We start from the raw sequence: 19,731 nt of genomic DNA, 5'->3' as shown, positions 1-19,731 counted from the left end.
ACTCGACTATTAGCTGCTTTGCTTTTTTATTCAGCACGCTAGAATGCGCGCCCAAGGGCAGGAAACAATGCTCGAGTACGACGAAGGCGAGGATGATCTCCCGACGCTTTCAAGGCCCGTGATCCGTGCTGCCGGAGTATCTGGCACTGGGCGCCTGGCAAGGTGTTTATTCAGGCACGCGCCGTGATGATAGCGGTGTGCGTCAAACCCTCTTCACCTTACAACGATAAAGAGGTGTAAGCCGCGGTTTGCCCAAGGCTACTTTTTCACCAGCGGTGGTCGACAGTTGCCACAACTGGTCTATAACTAATCTGCTTTACGTATGTCATGGGGTAGAACATGAGCGACGACGATCTGGAAAATGATGACCTCGAAGTAGGCGAAGACGACGATACCGAAGAGGGCCTGGAAACGGCCGCCGAGGACGTTGCAGACGACGATGGTGGCGACGATGTGCCGGCCCCTGCGGCCAAAGGCAAATCCAAGGCTGCCGTGTCAGTTGACGACCTGCCCAGTGTAGAAGCCAAGAACAAAGAGCGTGATGCTCTGGCTCGCGCCATGGAAGAGTTTCTGTCCAAAGGCGGCAAAGTGCAGGAAGTTGAGGCTAACGTGGTGGCTGACCCACCCAAGAAGCCTGACAACAAGTACGGCAGCCGTCCTATCTAAGGGACAGCTGTTTGCTTGAAGAAAAAACCCGCCGTCGCTGCGGGTTTTTTTGTGGGTGACGGAAAGAAGACTGACATGACCCTGTGGGAGCGGGCTTGCTCGCGATGCAGGTAAGCCCGCCCCCACAATTACAAGTGCTTCAACACCGCCGGCAACTCACTCAAGCAGCCAATTTCCGCATCCGGGGCCTTCTCGCCGTCCCAGTGCTTGCCGCCAGGGTTGAACCACACCGCTCGCAGGCCTGCCCGTTGGGCACCGGCGATGTCGTCCCCCGGATGGTCGCCCACGTGTACCGCTGCACCCGCTACCACACCACCGCGCAACAACGCTTCGTGGAACAGTCGCGCATCCGGCTTGGCGATGCCGATATCTTCAGCACACAACACAAATTTGAAGTGGTGCCCCAAACCGATTCGCCGCACATCGGCGTTGCCATTGGTGACCACACCCAAGCTGTAATCACGGGCCAGTGCAATCAGGGTCGGCTCAGCCTGCGGGAACACGTCCAATGCGTGACGCGCCTCAATAAAGACTTCAAAGGCGTCATCAGCCAAGGCTGCTGCGTTCACGTAACCTGCTTCGTTCAACGCATGAAACAGGATCCGCCGACGCAGCGCGCTGATCCGGTGCTTGAGCTGGGGCTCCTCACTTAACACCCGTTCGCGAATCGCCTGGAAATGCCCGACCTCGACGACGCCCAGTTTTGGTGCGTTATTGCCAAGCCACTGACGCAAAACGGCTTCGGCGCTGACAATCACCGGGGCGGTATCCCACAGGGTGTCGTCGAGGTCGAAGGTAATCAGCTCAATCGTCATTCACTGTCCTTACTGCGTTTGGCCCGTGGATGGGCGCTGTCGTAGACCGATGCCAGATGCTGGAAATCCAGATGAGTATAGATTTGCGTGGTTTTGATGTCCGCATGCCCGAGCAACTCTTGCACGGCACGCAAATCCTGGGAGGACTCCAGTAAGTGGCTGGCAAATGAATGGCGCAGCATATGGGGGTGCAGATTCTGCCCCAGCTCGCGCTCACCGGCTGCCTTGACCCGCACTTGAATGGCCCGCGGCCCAAGGCGTGTACCGCGCTGGCTGACGAACACGGCGCCATCCCCGGGGTTGGCCAGTGCCCGCAAGGGCAACCAGGCCTGTAGCGCCTCTCGGGCCTTTTGACCGACGGGCAAAACTCGGGTCTTGCTGCCCTTGCCGAGCACCTCGACCAGCCCATCGGCCAAATCCAGCTGATCCAGGTCAAGCCCGGTCAACTCCGACAATCGCAGCCCCGACGAATAGAACAACTCCAGAATGGCCTGGTCCCGCAGCGCCAGAAAGTCGTCCTCGACACCCCCCTCCAGCAATTGCAGGGCACGATCGGTATCCAGGGTCTTGGGCAGGCGGCGCTCGCCTTTGGGTGGAGCCAGACCGTTTGCCGGGTCGTGGTCGCACAAGCCTTCTCGGTTGAGATAGTGATAAAGCCCGCGCACCGCCGACAACAGACGGGCAATGCTGCGCGAGGATTGACCTTGCTGATGCAGACGCGAAACCAGTTGGCGCATGCGCTGGATATCCAGTGCCGTCCAGCTGACGATTGACTCCTTGGCGCAAAACGCCAGCACCTTGTTCAGGTCGCGGCGGTAGGCCTCAAGCGTATGGGGCGACACCTGGCGCTCACTGCGCAGGTGAATGCAGTAAGCGTCCAGTTGCCGTTCCATCTAACGTACCGAGCGCAAAGCGTTGGTAAAGCGCGGCAGAACCCTGCCCAGCACCTCGGCGATATAACCGAGGAACAGCGTGCCCACCGAGCTTTTGTAGTGCTGCGGATCGCGACTGGCAATCGCCAGTACACCGTGCAACCCCAGATGATTGAGCGCGACTACGGCCGTCGAACCGATCTGCTTGCGCTGATCTTCGCCAAACAGGAAGTCCAGCTCATGCTCACGCAGGCTGCCGCTGACCGTCTTGCCTTCCGTCAACAAGCCACCCAGTGCACGTTGCGCATCGGCGCTGCTGACCCAGCGTCCGACCGGCATCGGGTTGTCACCGAACAGTACCAGGCTGACAAAAGGCACCTGGAAGTCCTGACGCAAGCTGTCTTCGACGGCAATCACCAGCTCATCGAGACTGGTGGCGTCCATCAGGGCGAGGTTAAGACGACGGGTTTTTTCAAAGAGGCGGTCGTTGTCGCGGGCCACGTCCATCAACTGAGACAAGCGATGACGCATCTCGATGTTACGACCACGCAACAACTCCAGTTGACGCTCCACCAGCGAAATCGTATCGCCACGCTGGTGAGGAATACGCAGCGACAGCAGCAGCTCTTCGCGCTGGCCGAAAAAATCCGGATGTTCCTGCAGATACGCCGCAACCATTGCTGCTTGCGAGTTATCCACAGGTACTTCGAGTGCTGCAGGCTGCGTTTTGTCGGTCATCAGTTGCGCTCGCTCATAAACGGACTTGTCCTTCGTAAACTCGCATCGCCGGGCCGGTCATGATCACTGAATGGCCGGGACCAGCCCATTCGAGAGACAAACGGCCACCCGGCAAATCGAGGATCAGCGGTGAGTCCATCCAGCCCTGGCTGATCGCAGCCACAGCAGCGGCACACGCCCCGGTACCGCACGCCTGGGTTTCCCCGGCGCCGCGTTCCCAGACCCGTAGCTGTCCGCGCTGGCGATCAATCACGTGAAGAAAGCCGACATTGACCCGCGCCGGAAAGCGCGGGTGATGTTCAATTTTTGGCCCCAGCTCATGCACCGGCGCAGCGTTGATATCGTCGACACGCAGCACCGCATGGGGATTGCCCATCGACACGGCCGCCAGCTCAACGGTCTGGCCGTCGACATCCAGTTCGTAGCTCAGCGCCTGAGCGTCGGCAACAAACGGGATCTCGGCCGGAATCAGGCGCGGAGGTCCCATATCGACACTGATTTGCCCATCACTGCGCACGTTCAGTTCGATGATGCCGCCTTTGGTTTCGACCTTGAACTGACGCTTGGTGGTCAAGCGCTTGTCGAGCACGAAACGCGCAAAACAGCGCGCCCCGTTGCCGCATTGCTCAACTTCCGAACCGTCGGAGTTGAAGATCCGGTAACGGAAATCAACTTCCGGGTTGCTCGGCGCCTCAACCAGCAGCAGTTGATCAAAACCGACGCCCGTGTGCCGATCACCCCATTGCTTGGCGTGCTTGGGCAGGATATGCGCGTGCTGGCTGACCAGGTCGAGAACCATGAAATCATTGCCCAGGCCGTGCATTTTGGTAAAACGCAGCAACATGGGTTTACTCCGCCAGCAGGCTTTCGCCAGCAAACAACTCGGCTACGGTCTCGCGACGACGTACTTCAAACGCCTGATCGCCATCCACCAGAACTTCGGCGGCGCGGCCACGGGTGTTGTAGTTCGAACTCATGACAAAGCCATAAGCACCGGCCGAATGCACTGCCAGCAGATCGCCTTCAGCCAGTGCCAGTTGGCGGTCCTTGGCCAGGAAGTCGCCGGTTTCGCAGATCGGGCCGACGATGTCGTAGTTGCGAGCCTCGGTGTCACGCGGACGAACCGCGGTCACGTCCATCCAGGCCTGGTACAACGCCGGACGAATCAGGTCGTTCATCGCCGCATCGACGATGGCAAAGTCTTTGTGCTCGGTGTGCTTGAGGTACTCGACCTGAGTCAACAGCACGCCCGCGTTGGCCACGATAAAGCGGCCTGGTTCGAACACCAGCGCCAGATCGCGCCCATCGATACGTTCGCGCACGGCCTTGATGTAATCGCCAGCCAGAGGCGGCTCTTCATCGCGATAGCGCACGCCCAGGCCGCCACCCAAGTCGATGTGACGCAGGTAAATGCCGCAATCGCCCAAGCGATCGATCAGGGCCAACAAACGGTCCAGGGCATCGATAAAGGGTTCGAGGGTGGTCAGTTGCGAGCCGATATGGCAATCGACGCCGACCACTTCCAGGTTAGGCAACTGCGCGGCGCGGATGTAGACATCCTCGGCGTCAGCGATGGCAATACCGAACTTGTTTTCCTTGAGGCCGGTGGAGATGTACGGGTGCGTGCCCGCATCAACGTCCGGGTTCACGCGCAGAGAAATCGGCGCACGAACACCCATTTCGGCGGCCACGACCTGCAGGCGCTCAAGCTCGTCGGTGGACTCGACGTTGAAGCAGTGCACGCCCACTTCCAGGGCGCGACGCATGTCGTCACGGGTCTTGCCTACACCCGAAAACACGATCTTGTCGGCCGAACCGCCTGCAGCCAGCACACGTTCCAGCTCGCCACGGGAAACGATGTCAAAACCGGCACCCAAACGCGCCAGGACATTGAGAACACCCAGGTTGGAGTTGGCCTTGACGGCGAAACACACCAGGTGCGGCGTGCCGTCCAGAGCATCGGCGTAAGCGTTGTATTGCGCTTCGATGTGCGCCCGGGAGTAAACGTAAGTCGGCGTGCCAAAACGCTCGGCAATGGCCGTCAGCGCAACACCTTCGGCGAACAGCTCGCCGTCCCGGTAATTAAAAGCGTCCATGGTGTTCCCTTATTGGTGCTTGTGCGATTGCGATTGCGACGACTTCGCTTGGTCTTCAGGGGATTTGCTGTCATCGGGCAGATACAGCGGTCCTTTTTGACCACAGGCAGAAACAAGGCAGGCGACCGCGACGAGCGCAGCAAGAGAAGAGATCAGGCGCTTCATGGCGAAATCCTTTGAAAAGCATTAATTGCGCCCGAGTATACCGAGCACCCACCAGCTTGCCTATGCAGCAGAGCGGCCGAGCGTAACGCCCTGTCTGGATGATCAGTGGTGGTTGGCACAAGGCTGTCATGGGGTTTGCAATCGGCCTGGAGCGCCCGTATCTTGCGAGCTCCGAGCATGACTAGATATTACGAGGTTCCACCATGAGTTTGACTGAAGCCCGTTTTCACGATCTGGTCGATGCCACCCAGGAAAATCTGGAAGACATCTTCGACGACTGTGATCTGGATGTAGATGTGGAGAATTCCGCGGGAATCCTGACGATCAAATTCGAGAATGGCAAAGCCCTGATCTTCAGCCGTCAGGCACCCGTGCTACAGCTCTGGCTGGCTGCTCCCAACGGCGGTTTCCACTTCGACTACGATGAAAAGCGCAGCTCGTGGAAGTGCGACAAAACCGACGAACTGCTCAGCGAAATGGTTCAACGCCTGACACTGGAACACGCTGGCGCCGAGCTGGAATTTGAAGAGATCTGATAGTGACCGCTCCTGTTAAACCTGCAAAACCGCTCTACAGCAACGTCAGTCCGGCAGTGCCGTCCCCCTGCATCAGCACCTGCCGGCTGGATGAACACAAAGTCTGCCTGGGCTGTTTTCGGCACGTCGAAGATATTCGCGAATGGCGTTCGGCAGACGACCAGCGGCGCCGGGTCATTTGTGAACAGGCCCGGCAACGTGTAGCCGCCGCCGAAGGCTGCGAAGGGATTTGCAGGGCGCTTGGGTAAACGGGTTGCTGCGCAACCCTTCCCCGCCTGCGGCAGCGACTACGGGATTTGGCATGGCTTGTGTATTTATTTTGCTGTGGTAGTGTCCGGGTACGCCTCGCACTAACGAGGTTCGTCAAAACCCCGCCATTTTCCGGCGGGGTTTTGCTTTTTCGTGCAGAAAAAAGGAGTCTGCCAGGTCATGAGCACCCCAACCCCACTCATCCTCACTCGCCTGGACGTACAGCGTCTGGAGCAACTCATCGACAGCTTGCCAGAAACGACTCCTGGCATTGAGGCATTGCAAGCCGAACTCGATCGCGCCGAAACCATCGTCGGCCACGAAGAGGTGCCTGCTGGTGTTGTGACCATGAATTCGCGTGTGCACTGCCGCGAAGAAAGCAGTGGCAAGGACTACCGCCTGACATTGGTGTACCCGAAAGACGCCAACGCCGACGAAGGCAAGGTTTCGATTCTGGCCCCTGTCGGCAGCGCACTGCTGGGTTTGCAGGTCGGTCAACACATCAACTGGCCAGCTCCAGGCGGCAAAACCCTGAAACTGGAACTGCTTGAAGTTGAATACCAGCCAAAAGCCGCAAGTGACTTCAACGCTTAAGTTTGGTTGATGGCCTCTCGTCGCGGGCAAACGTGCACAAGGACCGGTAGCTGACACTCAGCTCACGGGCCAAAGCCCGCAGCTCATGACTGACCTGCTGCGCCCCCCACTGCGAGCGATTGTCGAGCATTGCCAATTGCTGCTCATCCCAGCCCCACTCGCGGGTCAGGCGCTGCAGCAGCAACCGCTGCCACTGCATACCCGTCGCGCCACTGCTCAGCGTGTGGCCGACCTTCAGGTACAGGCTGCGGCGAACCAGTTCCAGACGCTGCAACTCGCCGCGCCCCTGCAGGTACTGCTCGATTCGCCGGTACACCACCACGTAGGGGTCCAGCTCATCAAGGTCGAGCCGATCGGCGTACACCCTCTTCTTGAACCCCATACTCAGACAGTTCACCCGTGGGTGCTCGCTGGCATACACCTCGACCAGCAACAGCTTGAGCACTGACTTGTACGGCGACTCAATGCCCTTGAACAATTGCCACAGCCCGGCGCCCAGCAGTTCTGCGGGGGCAATCTGCGCCAGGTGCCCGAGATCAATGGTTTCATCGTGACCCACAACGTCATTGGCCAATAGCCCTTGGGCACATTCGGCGTAGCGAGCCTCCTGATATGCCGGCACCCACCACCACATCGGCGTACGCCCCGCGAGCCAGATAGCGGTGCGATAAAACTCATCCAGCAACAACCTGTTGCGAGGCTCTGCACTCCCGTCGTTGCTCGGTTGGGAGTCACATTCGCCCTGGGCGAAACGCTGCGCATCAATCAGAAAAAAATGCGCTTCAACCCCCAGGCTTGCCGCCCAGACTTCCAGCCGTCGACATTTTTTGCGCAACGCCGCCACCGCCATGTCGCTCAAGTCCGGCCCCAGACAAATCCACACGTCCATATCGCTTTGATCGGTCTGGGCCAAAGTCCCCAGACTGCCCATCAAAAAAAGCCCATGAATCGGTTTTGAAGCGCAGGCGCGGCCCGTGCTGCAGGAAAAGTCCCGGATCAGTTGCTGCGCTGCGCCAAGGGTGGAGGCGTCAGGTTCATAGCCCGACACCCCGGCCGGGGTGCAGTCCGAAACATAGCCGGGCAACAGCGGGTGATTCACGTGAAAACACAGCGCCAACAGCCTCAGCAGCGATTGCTGATGGGGTGCAAGGCCTTCCATTGCACGGGCCATGCGACCCTGATTGACGGTGAGAAACCGCCCACGAAGTTGCAGGAGAGTCTGTCGCTCGACTCCATCGCTCGGCATGGGGAGTGTTTCAGGAGGGCACGTCATTTCACGCTCAGACCGGCTCGCCACAAGACAAAAGGGAGTGGGAGTCTACAGCCCGCCGTATCAAAGACTCAGAAGGAATGGGTGTTTGAGGTCAGAATTTTACTGCGCGAAGAAGTGTGCCCGCGGAATCATTGGTCGTTCAGATCCCGAGGGCGCGGCGTGGCGTCAGGCGATTTCTTTGGACTCTACAAGAATTGTCAGCAGTACTTGAACACTCTGAGCAGCATCACGGCCCAGGCTAGTCAGGTAACCGCCATCGGGTTGGTCAATGAGCTTCTTGTCATACAAACGACGTGCAGCAGCCACTTTTTCGGGTGCCGCGTGTTGATGGATCTTCAGGCCCTCAAGGGTACTTTCCAAGTCAAACAGTGCAAGGACTTCCAGTTCGGCAACCAACTCAGGGGTAAACGACATAAAGACTCCAGACTATGCAGGAAAAGACGACAGCCGCTCTAAGGTGATCGCACTCGCGCTGACTGTCCAGTGACAGTTCCCACCTTTATAAAACAGCCTGTCGTTATAAGGCAGTTGGAGTGTAGTCGCTGCCGAGGCACGAAGGCTGCGAGCTATTGATTTTTAAGCGCTCGCAGCCTTCGTGCCTCGGCAGCGACTACTACGACGGGACCGTTTTGAGCTTTCAGTTATATAAACATTCTTAAATAGTATTTTTAAGAATATCCCTGCCTCACTACTATTGCCCTACGCCAGCAACCCTGTCGGCACCCATATTTTCAGGAGCAGCACCATGAGCGCATCTCTGCGTAGCGTTGACGGCCAGGACGAAGCAACCATCCTTCGGGAAATCCAGAGCGCGCTGCGAGACCTGCGCTTTGGTGCTGTTGAAATCACTGTGCACAACGCTCAAGTGGTTCAGATCGAACGTAAAGAAAAATTCCGTCTGCAAAACCCGAGTCAAAAAAACGCCTGATCAATAGAAAGCGCATTCACGCGAGTGCGCCTCATAAAAAAACTAGAAGAAGCTTTGGAGCCTCACCTATGTCCCTACGCCGTTACGCTTTGGCCGCGCTGGCCAGTGCCATTTTTGCTGGCTCCGCTGTAGCCAAAGATTATGAGTTGCTCAACGTTTCCTACGATCCGACTCGCGAGCTGTACCAGGATTACAACACCGAATTCACCCACTTCTGGAAAGCCAGCCACCCCGGCGATAACGTCAAAATCCAGCAATCCCACGGCGGCTCGGGCAAACAGGCTCGCGGCGTGATCGACGGCCTGCGTGCCGACGTCGTGACCCTGGCCCTGGCCGGTGACATTGACGAAATTGCCAAAATCAACAAAGGCTCGCTGCCGGAAAACTGGCAAACCCGCCTGCCGGACGCCAGCACCCCGTACACCTCGACCATCGTGTTCCTGGTACGCAAGGGCAACCCTAAAGGCATCAAGGACTGGGGCGACCTGACCAAAGAAGGCGTATCGGTCATTACCCCGAACCCTAAAACCAGCGGCGGCGCTCGCTGGAACTTCCTTGCGGCATACGCCTACGGCCTTAAAGCCAACGGTGGTAACGAGGAAAAAGCCAAAGAATACGTAAAAGAGCTGTTCAAACACGTACCCGTGCTGGATACCGGCGCACGAGGTTCGACCATTACCTTCGTCAACAACGGTCAGGGTGACGTGTTGCTGGCCTGGGAAAACGAAGCGTTCCTGGCACTCAAGGAAGACGGTGGCGGTGACAAGTTCGATATCGTCGTGCCTTCGCTGTCGATTCTGGCTGAACCACCGGTGGCTGTAGTCGACAAAAACGCCGAGAAAAAAGGCAACTCCGAAATCGCCAAAGCCTACCTGGAACACCTCTACAGCCCGGCTGGCCAGGAAATCGCGGCGAAGAACTTCTACCGTCCACGTGACGCGGCCGTTGCTGCCAAATACGCCAAACAATTTCCGAAACTGGAACTGGTGACTATCGACAAAGACTTCGGTGGCTGGAAAACTGCGCAGCCGAAATTCTTTAATGACGGCGGCGTGTTCGACCAGATTTACCAGGCGCAATAACCTGCGGGGCGGGCCTTCGGGCCACGCTTAAAGCTAGAACATCAGGCCCGCAATTGGTTGCGGGCCTCGTGCGTTAACCCAAGGACTTTTATGTCGCGTCGTATCTCCCCCGTCATACCCGGCTTCGGGCTGACGCTGGGCTACACCTTGGTGTACCTCAGCCTGATTGTGCTCATTCCACTGGCGGCGATGTTCGTGCATGCCGCTCAACTGACCTGGGACCAGTTCTGGGCCATCATCACCGCTCCACGGGTGCTGGCTGCGCTGCAACTGAGCTTTGGTACAGCCTTTGTCGCGGCCATCATCAACGGCATCATCGGCACCGTGCTGGCCTGGGTGCTGGTGCGTTATACCTTCCCGGGACGCAAGGTCATCGACGCCATGATCGACCTGCCGTTTGCCCTGCCGACCGCCGTCGCCGGTATCGCCCTGACCGCCCTGTACGCTCCCAACGGCTGGATTGGCCAGTTCGCCACCGACCTGGGCTTCAAGATCGCCTACACCCCGATGGGTATCACCCTGGCACTGACCTTCGTCACCCTGCCGTTTGTGGTGCGTACGGTGCAGCCGGTACTGGCCGATATTCCGCGAGAAATCGAAGAAGCGGCTGCCTGCCTGGGCGCCAAGCCGCTGCAGGTGTTCCGCTACATTCTGGTGCCAGCCCTGCTACCCGCCTGGCTGACCGGCTTTGCCCTGGCGTTTGCCCGGGGTGTCGGTGAGTACGGCTCGGTGATTTTCATCGCCGGTAACATGCCGTTCAAAACCGAAATCCTGCCGTTGCTGATCATGGTCAAGCTGGACCAATACGACTACACCGGTGCCACGGCCATTGGCGTGATGATGCTGGTGGTTTCCTTCATTTTGCTGCTGATCATCAACTTGATTCAGCGCCGCATCGAAAAACCGTGAAGGAGGCCTGACCATGTCCAGTTCAACACCAAGTGCCTCATCCGTAGCCAACGCCGCCCGCCGGGGGAGCCCGACGTCACGGCGCCTGCTGATCGGTTTCGGCTGGTTGTTTTTCATCCTGTTCCTGCTGCTGCCGCTGCTGATCGTGGTGTCCCAGGGCTTGAAAATGGGGATCGGCACGTTCGTCGACGCCATCATCGAACCCGACGCCTTGTCAGCCCTGAAGCTCACCATCATTGCGGTGGTGATTTCCGTTCCGCTGAACGTGGTATTCGGCGTCAGCGCGGCCTGGTGCGTGAGCAAATACAGCTTTCGCGGCAAAAGCATCCTGGTCACGCTGATCGACCTGCCGTTCTCGGTCTCGCCGGTGATCGCCGGTCTGGTCTACGTGCTGATGTTTGGCGCCCAGGGCTTCTTCGGCAAGTGGCTGCAAGAGCACGACATCCAGATCGTCTTCGCCTTGCCGGGCATCGTGCTGGCAACCATCTTCGTCACCGTACCGTTCGTGGCCCGTGAACTGATCCCGCTGATGCAGGAGCAGGGCACCCAGGAAGAAGAAGCCGCACGCCTGCTGGGCGCCAACGGCTGGCAAATGTTCTGGCACGTGACCGTACCCAATATCAAATGGGGCCTGATCTACGGCGTGGTGCTGTGTACTGCACGGGCGATGGGTGAGTTCGGTGCGGTGTCGGTGGTTTCCGGGCACATTCGCGGGGTGACCAACACGCTGCCGTTGCACGTCGAGATCCTCTACAACGAATACAACCACGTTGCCGCCTTCGCTGTGGCGACCCTGTTGCTGATTATGGCGCTCTTCATCCTGCTGCTTAAGCAGTGGAGCGAATCCCGTATTAACCGCCTGCGCGCCAGCGCCGCGGAGGAATAAACCATGTCGATCGAAGTCCGTAACGTCAGCAAGAACTTCAACGCCTTCAAGGCGCTGAACAGCATCAACCTGGATATCCACAGCGGCGAACTGGTCGCCCTGCTCGGCCCGTCGGGCTGCGGCAAAACCACCTTGCTGCGCATCATCGCCGGCCTGGAAACCCCGGACGAAGGCAACATCGTGTTCCACGGTGAAGACGTCTCGGGGCACGACGTGCGTGATCGTAACGTCGGTTTTGTGTTCCAGCATTACGCGTTGTTCCGCCACATGACGGTGTTCGACAACGTCGCTTTCGGCCTGCGCATGAAGCCGAAAAAGGAACGCCCGAGCGAAACCCGCATCGCCGAAAAAGTCCACGAACTGCTGAACATGGTGCAACTGGACTGGTTGTCGGATCGCTACCCTGAGCAGCTCTCAGGCGGTCAGCGCCAGCGTATCGCCCTGGCCCGCGCACTGGCCGTAGAACCCAAGGTACTGCTGCTGGACGAACCGTTCGGCGCGCTGGACGCCAAGGTCCGTAAAGAGCTGCGCCGCTGGTTGGCGCGCCTGCACGAAGACATCAACCTGACCTCGGTATTCGTGACCCACGACCAGGAAGAAGCCATGGAAGTGGCCGACCGTATCGTGGTGATGAACAAGGGCGTGATCGAGCAGATCGGCTCACCGGGCGAAGTCTACGAAAACCCGGCCAGCGATTTTGTTTACCACTTCCTGGGCGACTCCAACCGCCTGCACATCGGTGAAGATCAGCACCTGCTGTTCCGTCCGCACGAAGTGTCGTTGTCCCGTCACGAGATCGAAGACCACCATGCCGCGCAGGTACGCGACATCCGCCCATTGGGCGCGACCACCCGGGTGACACTGAAAGTTGAAGGGCAAAGCGAGTTGATCGAAGTTGAAGTGGTCAAGGACCACGACAGCCTGACCAATCTGGCGCGCGGCGAGACGCTGTTCTTCAAGCCGAAGGTATGGCAAAAGGCGTAAGCCCACTGCCCTTGTGGGAGCGGGCTTGCTCGCTCCCACAGTTTCAGAGTGGATCTAAGGCTTTTTCAGCTTCGGATTCGGAAAAAACTGCACCGCCTGCACTTTAGGGTCCGGTGCTTTTTTCAACGCCGAAACATTGACCCGCGTACCCAATTCCTTGGGCACCGACAAACCTTGTTCATTCAACGTATCCGAATAACCGCAGGCCACACACTCGCGGTGCGGCACTTCGTCTTCGTTCCACATCATCAACTTGTCGGGCTCGCTGCACGCCGGGCAGACAGCCCCGGCGATAAAGCGTTTTTTGGTCACATTCACAGGTGCATCACTCATGCCGCCGAATCCTCAGTCAGGCCGCTGTGGCGCAACAGCGCGTCAATCGACGGCTCACGACCACGGAAGTCCTTGAACAGCTCCATTGGAGCCTTCGAACCGCCACGGGCCAGAATCGCCTGACGGAACGCCTTGCCCGTGTGCGGGTTGAATACGCCTTCTTCTTCAAAGCGCGAGAACGCATCGGCCGACAGCACTTCAGCCCACTTGTAGCTGTAGTAACCCGCTGCGTAACCACCGGCAAAAATATGCGCAAAGCTGTTGGGGAAGCGGTTGTACGCCGGTGGGCGCATGACCGAAACCTCGTCGCGGATGCCGTCCAGCACCTGCGCCACACTGCGACCGTCACCGTGGGTGGCGTGCAACTCGAAGTCGAACAGGGAGAACTCCAGCTGGCGAACCATCATCAGCCCGGACTGGAAGTTCTTGGCGGCGAGCATCTTGTCCAGCAGGTCTTTGGGCAATGCTTCGCCGGTTTCGTAATGGCTGGAAATCAGCGCCAGGCCTTCAGGCTCCCAGCACCAGTTTTCCATGAACTGGCTCGGCAACTCGACCGCATCCCAGGCCACGCCGTTGATGCCCGATACGCCCGCGTGTTCGATTTCGGTCAGCATGTGGTGCAAGCCGTGGCCGAACTCGTGGAACAGGGTGGTCACTTCATCGTGGGTCAACAGCGCAGGCTTGCCCGCAACCGCCGGGGTGAAGTTGCACACAAGGTTCGCCACCGGGCTTTGCAGCGTGCCGGCTGCCGTGCGACGACGGTCGCGGGCGCCGTCCATCCAGGCACCGCCGCGCTTGTTGGCACGGGCATAGAGGTCAAAGAAGAAGCGCCCGATGTGCTGGCCGTTTTCCTTGATTTCGAACAGGCGAACATCCGGGTGCCAGGTGTCGAAGCCTTTGATCTCGGCAATCTCGATCCCGTACAACTTCTGCACAATGGCAAACAGGCCGCCCAGTACCTTGTCGATCGGGAAGTAGGCACGCAGTGCCTCTTGCGACACGCTGTAGCGCTGCTCGCGCAGTTTTTCGCCGAAGAAGCCTGTGTCCCAGCTTTTAAGCTCCGGGGTGCCTTGCTCGGCGGCGTACGCTTGCAGCTGCTCAAGGTCACGAGCGGCAAATGGCTTGCTGCGCTTGGCCAGATCCCGCAGGAAGGTCAGCACCTGATCCGGTGTCTCGGCCATTTTGGTGGCCAGGCTCAGCTCTGCAAAGCTGCCAAAACCCAAAAGTTTTGCCAGTTCCTGACGCAGGTCGAGGATTTCTTCCATGACCGGGCCGTTGTCGAACTTGCCGGCATTCGGGCCTTGATCTGACGCCCGGGTGCAATACGCGGCATAGACTTCTTCGCGCAGGGCGCGGTCCTGTGCGTAGGTCATGACCGGGAAGTAGCTCGGGAACTCCAGACTGATCAGCCAGCCATCCAGGCCTTTGGCCTGTGCAGCAGCGGCCATTTGCGCCTTGGCCGAATCGGTCAGGCCCGCCAGTGCGGCTTCATCGGTGATGTGCTTGGTCCAGGCCTGGGTCGCGTCCAGCAACTGGTTGGAGAACTTGCTGCCCAGCTCCGACAGTTTGCTCTGGACTTCGGCATAACGCTTTTGCTCAGCCTCCGGCAGGTCAATACCCGACAGGCGGAAGTCACGCAGCGAATGCTCAAGAATGGTTTTTTGCGCCTGGTCGAAACCAGCCACTTGCGGGCTGTGGGCCAACGCTTCGAAAGCCTGGAACAGTTCGCGGTTCTGGCCCATCTCGGTGGAATAGGCGCTCAAGGCAGGCAAGCAAGCCTCATAGGCTTCACGCAGCTCGCTGCTGTTGCACACCGCGTTAAGGTGGCTGACCGGGCTCCAGGCCGCGCCCAGTCGGTCATTCAGCTCATCCATTGCCAACACCAGACCCGCCCATGTCGGGTTCTGGCCCTGGTCTTTGAGGATGTTTTGAATGCCGACACGGTTGTCGGCGAGGATCTGTTCGATGGCCGGCTGTACGTGCTCAGGACGGATCGCCGAGAACGGCGGCAGGTCGTAGGGCTGCAAAAGAGGGTTGTTCTCGCTCACGTTTGGCACCTTGGCTTGAAGAAACATTGGGCCATCTTAATTACAATCGACGCACTGCGCAGCAATCAGCCCCGCTATCACTGCTAAAGAAGGAAGCTATTCGTGTCCATTCGTCCGTTCCAGCAGCACACACCGACCCTGGGCGAGCGCGCCTTTGTTGACCGCTCGGCAGTGGTGATCGGCGACGTCGAGATCGGCGACGACAGTTCTATCTGGCCGCTGACCGTGATTCGCGGCGACATGCACCGCATCCGCATCGGTGCACGCACCAGCGTTCAAGACGGCTGCGTGCTCCACATCACCCACGCAGGCCCGTTCAACCCCGAGGGTTTCCCGCTGCTGATCGGCGATGACGTGACCATCGCCCACAAAGTCATGCTGCACGGCTGTCACGTGGGAAACCGGATCCTGATCGGCATGGGCAGCATCGTGATGGACGGCGCCATTATTGAAGACGACGTGATCGTTGGTGCAGGCAGCCTGGTGCCACCGGGCAAGCGACTGGCCAGCGGTTTTCTGTATGTGGGCAGCCCGGTCAAACAGGTGCGCGAACTGACCGAAAAAGAAAAAGCCTTCTTCACCTACAGCGCGGGCAATTACGTAAAGCTCAAGGACCAGCATTTGGCCGAAGGCTACGACCAGCCCGTTTAAGTCACCTATTCTGGAGCTCTGCATGCATTACCAAAACGTATTGTTCGACCTTGACGGCACCCTGACCGACCCACGGGAAGGCATCACCCGTTCGATCCAGTTCGGCCTGGGCAAGCTGGGCATTGACGAGCCTGACCTCACCCGGCTTGAACACTTTATCGGGCCGCCGCTGTTGCAGCAGTTCATGGCCACCTATGGCTTTGACGAGGCAAAGGCGTGGGAAGCGATGGGGTTCTACCGCGAGCGTTTTGCCGTGACCGGGTTGTATGAAAACCACGTATTCGAGGGTGTCACACCCTTGCTTGAAGAGCTGGTGGCACAGGGTCGCCAACTGTTTATCGCCACGTCAAAACCCCATGTGTATGCCCGTGAAATCGCCCGTCACTTTGACTTCGCCAAGTACTTCAACGTGATTTACGGCAGTGAACTGGATGGCACCCGCACCAACAAGGTCGAGCTGATTGCTCACTTGATCAGCGAGCAAGGACTGGACCCCGCCCAGACCCTGATGATCGGCGACCGCAAGCACGATTTGATCGGTGCCCGCGACAACGGCATGGACGCAGCGGCTGTGGGTTATGGCTTTGGGAGTTTCGAAGAACTGAACTCGTTTGCGCCCAAATACCACTTTGAAACGCTGGCGCAGCTGCATCAGGCGTTCAAGTAACCCCGGACGGGTAGTCGCTGACGAGGTACGAAGGCTGCGAGGGGATCTGCATGGATCTCAGGGAAACGGCGGACTGCGCCCCTCTTCGCAGCCTTTGGCAGCGACTACCTATGCTCTGCGCAGTTCGATCGCGCGGCGCAAATCTTCGCGCCAGCCCAGCAGAAAACCCAGCTCCACCACCACAAACAGCGGCCCCACGATCAGCCCGGTCACGTCATCGATAAACGCCGGTTTACGCCCCTCGTAGTAATGCCCCACAAACTGGAACACCCAGCCCACGACAAATAAACCCACGCCCCAGCCCAGCCAGGCGGCGGTGCTCAACGCCGCCAGCGTGTGCCCCAGCCAGACGCTCAACCCCAGCAGCACCGTCATCAACACCCCCAGACGCAGCTCAAGGCGCAGATAAAACACCGCGCTGGCCAGCATCACCAGCACCGCCGGGGAAATACCTGCCCATTGCGGACGCGATAGCAGCGTCGCCACGGCAATCACAATCAGCGGAATACCCACGAAATGGGTGGCGATATTGTGCGGATCACGGTGATAGGCCGCATATTGGCTCAGATGGTCGACCAGGCTTTTCATGGTGCAGAACCCTCACTATCTTATTTTTGGTTATAAACAAATAGCTTCTTATTCCTTAGCGAATCTAAAAACCGTCCCTATACTGACTCGGTAACACACATACCGCTGGAGGCGCAGACCCATGGGCAACGATTCGATTCGCTATTTGATAGTGCCGGGCTGGCAAGGTTCGTCCGACGATCATTGGCAAACCCACTGGCAAAACAGCTTACCGAACAGTGCCCGGGTGGAGCAGGCCGACTGGCTCACGCCTCGACGCGAAGACTGGATCGCTGCCTTGGCCGAAGCCATTGCCGCCGACAGCACCCCCGTGATTCTGATTGCCCACAGCCTGGGTTGCATCACGGTAGCCCATTGGGCCGAGCGTGCGCCAGAAAGCCTGCTTGGCCAAGTGCGCGGCGCGTTGCTGGTGGCCCCGGCAGATGTCGAACGTCCCGCCTGTGCGCCCGCCTTGCGCAACTTTGCCCCTATCCCGAGCCAGCCTTTGCCGTTCCCCAGCCAGATTGTCACCTCGGATAACGATGGGGCGGTCAGTGCGCCACGGGCGATGGAGTTCGCCCGCCAGTGGGGCGCCGAAATTGGCGTGATCAGCGGCGCGGGGCATATCAACGTCAAATCCGGACACCAGCGCTGGGAGCAAGGCTTCGCCTTTTTGTACCGCCTGCAAACCCGCATCGAGCACGGTGCCCTGCGCCGAGCATGAATTTCTGAAACGCCCGCGCCCACCCAACGGCTGCGGGTGGGAGCCTGTCATGAGCCTGCATGAAACTTTTGGCCAGCCATTGCTGACCTTTCCCGACGCGGAAAAAAGCCCGCTGAGCATTCGCGCCAAGGCGCTGGTGTTTGTCGACCCTCGCTCACGCACACTGCGCAACGATCTGGAACTGTTGGCGCCCCGTGCGCTACCGGTGTTGATTCGTGGCGAAACCGGCAGCGGCAAGGAACTGCTGGCCCGGCATATCCACCGCGCCAGCGATCGCACCGGCTTGTTCGTGTCGGTCAACTGCGGCGCGATCAGCCCCACCTACGCAGACGCCGAACTGTTCGGCTATGCCGCCGGAGCACACAACAGTTCGGCCAGCAGCCGCGCCGGCTGGTTTGGCTCGGCCAATGGCGGCACCCTGTATCTGGACGAAATTGGCGACTTGCCCCTGGCGATTCAGATCAAGCTGCTGGCGGCTCTGGAAACCCACGAAGTCACTCGCGTAGGCGCTCATCAACCCAGCCCTGTGGACGTGCGCCTGGTGGCGGCCACCAGCATCGATCTGGCGCAGGCGGTCAGTGCCGGCAAATTCCACGAGCGGCTGTATCACTACCTCAGCGAAGGAAGGCTGGAGTTACCCGCCTTGCGCGAACGGCCCGGTGACATCCTGTCGCTGGCCGAATACTTTTTAGGCATCTACAGCCAGCGCCTGAACCTGCCCGTACCGTTTATCAGCGACGGCGCGCAGCGGGTGCTTGAGCGCTATAGCTGGCCGGGCAACACCCGGGAGCTGGAAAACGTGATTCATTTTGCGCTGTTGGTCAGCACCGGCGACGAGATCCAGCCCGAGCACCTGAACCTGCCCGACGCACTGAGCCAGATTGAGCTGTTTATCAAGGGGGCGACAGGACAGGAGTTGGCGGCAATCAAGCAATTGCTCCCACAGGCCTTGAGCTGAATAAAACTCAAGTGAACAAAAAGGCATAACAAGCTGAATAAAAGTTATTGTTCTGGAATAAAGAATCTCGGTATTGTCTGTTTCGTCTTCCAATAAAACCGTCCTGCGAACGGTCACACACTTAAGGGTATTGCATGAAAAAGGTTCTGTTGTTTACCGCATTGGCGGCTGCTCTGACGGCAGGCCTGGCACAGGCTGGCGAAAAACTGGTGGTGGCTGCCACCCCTGTTCCCCACGCCGAAATCCTTGAGCTGATCAAACCGACCCTCGCCAAAGAAGGCGTGGATCTGGAAATCAAAGTGTTCACCGACTACGTGCAACCTAACGTCCAGGTTGCCGAGAAACACCTGGATGCCAACTACTTCCAGACCCTGCCTTACCTCGAAAGCTTTAATAAAGGCAAAGGCACCAATCTGCAAACCGTGATCGGCGTTCACGTTGAACCGTTTGGCGGCTACTCGAAAAAAATCAAACACCTGTCCGAGCTTAAAGACGGCGCAACCATCGCCATCCCTAACGAAGGCAGCAACAGCGGTCGTGCGTTGATCCTGCTGCAAAAGGCCGGCCTGATCGAACTCAAAGACCCGACCAACGCTGTGTCCACCCCAAAAGACATCGCCAAGAACCCGCACAACTTCAAGTTCAAAGAGCTTGAGTCGGCACTGCTGCCACGGGTACTGGACCAGGTCGACCTGGACATGATCAACACCAACTACGCGCTGGAAGCTGGCCTGAACCCGGCCACCGACGCACTGATCATCGAAGGTGCTGACTCACCGTACGTGAACTTCCTGGTAGCCCGTCCGGACAACAAGGACAGCCCGGCCATCCAGAAGCTGGCCAAAGCCCTGACCAGCCCGGAAGTAAAAGCCTTTATCGCTGAAAAATACAAAGGCGCGGTGCTGCCAGCGTTCTGATCAAGCACACGTTCCACTGAAAACGCCGACGGCTTATATAGCGTCGGCGTTTTTATTTGTCGGAACATTGAGT

General features: G+C 58.7%; 24 protein-coding genes and 1 pseudogene. 14 read left to right on the top strand and 11 right to left on the bottom strand.

Annotated elements, in window-relative coordinates:
* The first annotated feature begins 339 nt into the window (after nt 1–339).
* Complete coding sequence (gene sutA / locus V6P94_RS03630) at nt 340–666, top strand: transcriptional regulator SutA (RefSeq protein ID WP_095027614.1); 327 nt, start codon at nt 340–342, stop codon at nt 664–666.
* Nucleotides 667–794: 128 nt separating this feature from the next.
* Here sutA and V6P94_RS03625 read toward each other — a convergent pair whose 3' ends face one another.
* The 6 genes from V6P94_RS03625 to V6P94_RS03600 are packed head-to-tail and all read right to left on the bottom strand — an operon-like array spanning nt 795 to nt 5,352.
* The gene (locus V6P94_RS03625) at nt 795–1,481 is read right to left on the bottom strand and encodes an HAD family hydrolase (protein WP_133075035.1); all 687 of its coding nucleotides are present in this window, start codon (nt 1,479–1,481) and stop codon (nt 795–797) included.
* The gene (gene xerC, locus V6P94_RS03620; RefSeq protein WP_133075034.1) at nt 1,478–2,374 is read right to left on the bottom strand and encodes a tyrosine recombinase XerC; all 897 of its coding nucleotides are present in this window, start codon (nt 2,372–2,374) and stop codon (nt 1,478–1,480) included. The genes V6P94_RS03625 and xerC overlap by 4 nt, the downstream gene beginning before the upstream one ends.
* Nucleotides 2,375–3,091 (bottom strand): DUF484 family protein, encoded by a 717-nt coding sequence (locus V6P94_RS03615; RefSeq protein ID WP_133075033.1) that lies wholly within the window; start codon nt 3,089–3,091, stop codon nt 2,375–2,377.
* Between the two features lie 13 nt (nt 3,092–3,104).
* On the bottom strand, nt 3,105–3,935 hold the full coding sequence (dapF, locus tag V6P94_RS03610; RefSeq protein ID WP_133075032.1) for a diaminopimelate epimerase: 831 nt from the start codon (nt 3,933–3,935) through the stop codon (nt 3,105–3,107).
* Nucleotides 3,936–3,939: 4 nt separating this feature from the next.
* Nucleotides 3,940–5,187 (bottom strand): diaminopimelate decarboxylase, encoded by a 1,248-nt coding sequence (gene lysA / locus V6P94_RS03605; RefSeq protein ID WP_133075031.1) that lies wholly within the window; start codon nt 5,185–5,187, stop codon nt 3,940–3,942.
* 9 nt (nt 5,188–5,196) lie between these two features.
* Nucleotides 5,197–5,352 carry an LPS translocon maturation chaperone LptM gene (locus V6P94_RS03600; protein WP_133075030.1) on the bottom strand — a complete coding sequence of 52 codons (156 nt, stop codon included), beginning with the start codon at nt 5,350–5,352 and terminating at the stop codon, nt 5,197–5,199.
* 203 nt (nt 5,353–5,555) lie between these two features.
* Here V6P94_RS03600 and cyaY point away from each other — a divergent pair, with 203 nt between their 5' ends.
* The 3 genes from cyaY to rnk all read left to right on the top strand — a co-directional run bounded on the left by cyaY (nt 5,556) and on the right by rnk (nt 6,731).
* Complete coding sequence (gene cyaY / locus V6P94_RS03595; RefSeq protein ID WP_133075029.1) at nt 5,556–5,888, top strand: iron donor protein CyaY; 333 nt, start codon at nt 5,556–5,558, stop codon at nt 5,886–5,888.
* A complete protein-coding gene (locus V6P94_RS03590; protein ID WP_219262039.1) occupies nt 5,885–6,136 on the top strand; it encodes a DUF1289 domain-containing protein in 252 nt (83 codons plus the stop codon). The genes cyaY and V6P94_RS03590 overlap by 4 nt, the downstream gene beginning before the upstream one ends.
* 181 nt (nt 6,137–6,317) lie before the next feature.
* Nucleotides 6,318–6,731, top strand: coding sequence for a nucleoside diphosphate kinase regulator (gene rnk / locus V6P94_RS03585; RefSeq protein WP_133075027.1), 414 nt, complete (start codon nt 6,318–6,320; stop codon nt 6,729–6,731).
* A 13-nt stretch (nt 6,732–6,744) separates the two neighbouring features.
* Here rnk and V6P94_RS03580 read toward each other — a convergent pair.
* Together V6P94_RS03580 and V6P94_RS03575 are read right to left on the bottom strand one after the other, a co-directional pair.
* Nucleotides 6,745–8,004: pseudogene (locus tag V6P94_RS03580) on the bottom strand (class I adenylate cyclase); the annotation flags it as partial.
* A gap of 165 nt (nt 8,005–8,169) precedes the next feature.
* Nucleotides 8,170–8,418 carry a TIGR02647 family protein gene (locus tag V6P94_RS03575; protein WP_019828271.1) on the bottom strand — a complete coding sequence of 83 codons (249 nt, stop codon included), beginning with the start codon at nt 8,416–8,418 and terminating at the stop codon, nt 8,170–8,172.
* A gap of 331 nt (nt 8,419–8,749) precedes the next feature.
* On the opposite strand from V6P94_RS03575, the gene oscA reads away from it, so the two are divergent.
* From oscA to V6P94_RS03550, 5 genes are all read left to right on the top strand, one after another.
* A complete protein-coding gene (oscA, locus tag V6P94_RS03570; RefSeq protein ID WP_016782652.1) occupies nt 8,750–8,932 on the top strand; it encodes a sulfur starvation response protein OscA in 183 nt (60 codons plus the stop codon).
* Nucleotides 8,933–9,000: 68 nt separating this feature from the next.
* Nucleotides 9,001–10,014: a sulfate ABC transporter substrate-binding protein gene (locus V6P94_RS03565; RefSeq protein WP_133075025.1), complete on the top strand. Its 1,014-nt coding sequence runs from the start codon at nt 9,001–9,003 to the stop codon at nt 10,012–10,014.
* A gap of 90 nt (nt 10,015–10,104) precedes the next feature.
* Nucleotides 10,105–10,923: a sulfate ABC transporter permease subunit CysT gene (gene cysT / locus V6P94_RS03560; protein WP_133075024.1), complete on the top strand. Its 819-nt coding sequence runs from the start codon at nt 10,105–10,107 to the stop codon at nt 10,921–10,923.
* A gap of 13 nt (nt 10,924–10,936) precedes the next feature.
* Nucleotides 10,937–11,809 (top strand): sulfate ABC transporter permease subunit CysW, encoded by an 873-nt coding sequence (cysW, locus tag V6P94_RS03555; protein WP_133075023.1) that lies wholly within the window; start codon nt 10,937–10,939, stop codon nt 11,807–11,809.
* Nucleotides 11,810–11,812: 3 nt separating this feature from the next.
* On the top strand, nt 11,813–12,793 hold the full coding sequence (locus tag V6P94_RS03550; protein ID WP_133075022.1) for a sulfate/molybdate ABC transporter ATP-binding protein: 981 nt from the start codon (nt 11,813–11,815) through the stop codon (nt 12,791–12,793).
* A gap of 54 nt (nt 12,794–12,847) precedes the next feature.
* Here V6P94_RS03550 and V6P94_RS03545 read toward each other — a convergent pair whose 3' ends face one another.
* Both V6P94_RS03545 and prlC read right to left on the bottom strand, forming a co-directional pair.
* Nucleotides 12,848–13,126, bottom strand: a complete 279-nt coding sequence (locus V6P94_RS03545; protein ID WP_019828279.1) for a YheV family putative zinc ribbon protein — start codon at nt 13,124–13,126, stop codon at nt 12,848–12,850.
* Nucleotides 13,123–15,201, bottom strand: a complete 2,079-nt coding sequence (prlC, locus tag V6P94_RS03540) for an oligopeptidase A (protein WP_219262002.1) — start codon at nt 15,199–15,201, stop codon at nt 13,123–13,125. Before prlC ends, V6P94_RS03545 begins: the two co-directional genes overlap by 4 nt.
* A gap of 75 nt (nt 15,202–15,276) precedes the next feature.
* Between prlC and V6P94_RS03535 the strand changes: the two genes are divergently transcribed.
* Nucleotides 15,277–15,825, top strand: a complete 549-nt coding sequence (locus V6P94_RS03535) for a gamma carbonic anhydrase family protein (RefSeq protein ID WP_133075020.1) — start codon at nt 15,277–15,279, stop codon at nt 15,823–15,825.
* Nucleotides 15,826–15,847: 22 nt separating this feature from the next.
* Complete coding sequence (locus V6P94_RS03530) at nt 15,848–16,492, top strand: HAD family hydrolase (RefSeq protein ID WP_133075019.1); 645 nt, start codon at nt 15,848–15,850, stop codon at nt 16,490–16,492.
* A gap of 108 nt (nt 16,493–16,600) precedes the next feature.
* On the opposite strand, the gene V6P94_RS03525 is transcribed toward V6P94_RS03530, so the two are convergent.
* Nucleotides 16,601–17,080 carry a DUF962 domain-containing protein gene (locus V6P94_RS03525; RefSeq protein WP_133075018.1) on the bottom strand — a complete coding sequence of 160 codons (480 nt, stop codon included), beginning with the start codon at nt 17,078–17,080 and terminating at the stop codon, nt 16,601–16,603.
* A 121-nt stretch (nt 17,081–17,201) separates the two neighbouring features.
* Here V6P94_RS03525 and V6P94_RS03520 point away from each other — a divergent pair, with 121 nt between their 5' ends.
* The 3 genes from V6P94_RS03520 to V6P94_RS03510 all read left to right on the top strand — a co-directional run bounded on the left by V6P94_RS03520 (nt 17,202) and on the right by V6P94_RS03510 (nt 19,658).
* Nucleotides 17,202–17,783 carry an alpha/beta hydrolase gene (locus V6P94_RS03520; protein WP_133075017.1) on the top strand — a complete coding sequence of 194 codons (582 nt, stop codon included), beginning with the start codon at nt 17,202–17,204 and terminating at the stop codon, nt 17,781–17,783.
* 49 nt (nt 17,784–17,832) lie between these two features.
* Nucleotides 17,833–18,741 carry a sigma 54-interacting transcriptional regulator gene (locus V6P94_RS03515; protein WP_133075016.1) on the top strand — a complete coding sequence of 303 codons (909 nt, stop codon included), beginning with the start codon at nt 17,833–17,835 and terminating at the stop codon, nt 18,739–18,741.
* A gap of 134 nt (nt 18,742–18,875) precedes the next feature.
* Entirely contained in the window at nt 18,876–19,658 is a 783-nt protein-coding gene (locus V6P94_RS03510; protein ID WP_133075015.1) for a MetQ/NlpA family ABC transporter substrate-binding protein, read from the top strand.
* Nucleotides 19,659–19,731 lie beyond the last annotated feature (73 nt).

The organism is Pseudomonas sp. ML2-2023-3, from assembly GCF_037055275.1.
Classification (GTDB): Bacteria; Pseudomonadota; Gammaproteobacteria; order Pseudomonadales; family Pseudomonadaceae; genus Aquipseudomonas.
The sequence above is the reverse complement of the archived record's forward strand: the minus strand, read 5'-3'. Positions and strand labels throughout refer to the sequence as shown.